We start from the raw sequence: 665 nt of genomic DNA on the forward strand, positions 1-665 counted from the left end.
GGCGTTGGTCTCAGAATGAGCAGACATGAGTGTGGTGCTCCTTGACTGGATTCAGCGAAAGCACCTGGCATCTCAAGTGCGGAAGCGGGCTAATCGAGCCCCGCCACCACGCAGTGCCCATCCGAGCCACCGCGAAACCTCTGACCGAGCAGACAGAGCCACCGCGGGAAGCCGACCGGCAGTCGATTCACCTGCTGACGGGGAGACCGCAGCAACGTTCGCGCGGCTGAGCTGCCGCACGTGGAGAAGAACGCGTGATCGGCCCCGACTGCGTTGGCCATCAGCTCCTGAGCCCGCTCGAGAACCCCGCCACCACTCTTACGTCGTCCAGGCCACTGGTCGCGAGCACGTCCGACCGGAACACATCGGCTCCGGGCGGTCGAGGGTCGGGGGGCGGAAGGTAGGCATCGACGGTGCTTCGCGGGGTACCGAGGGCCGATCGGCCGGACGTGGGTCCAGTCAGGGACCGCGGTGGCCGGTTGTCAGAAGTCGACAAGGGAGTCGCCATGTTCCGCCATACGAAGCGATTACAGTTCGAGGCCAAGCCCGAGCGACCCGATCCCGTGTATGCGCGCAAGTTGCAGGAGCTCATCGGTGGCGCTTTCGGCGAGATGAGTGTGACGATGCAGTACTTGTTCCAGGGCTGGAACTGCCGGATGGAAGGC

1 protein-coding gene is annotated in these 665 nt (G+C 64.7%); it reads left to right on the plus strand.

The window, feature by feature from the left end:
• Positions 1-506: 506 nt before the first annotated feature.
• A partial coding sequence (locus tag E0H73_RS45605) for a manganese catalase family protein (protein ID WP_202867910.1) occupies positions 507-665 on the plus strand: 159 nt, incomplete at its 3' end.

The organism is Kribbella pittospori, assembly GCF_004331465.1.
Classification (GTDB): Bacteria; Actinomycetota; Actinomycetes; order Propionibacteriales; family Kribbellaceae; genus Kribbella; species Kribbella pittospori.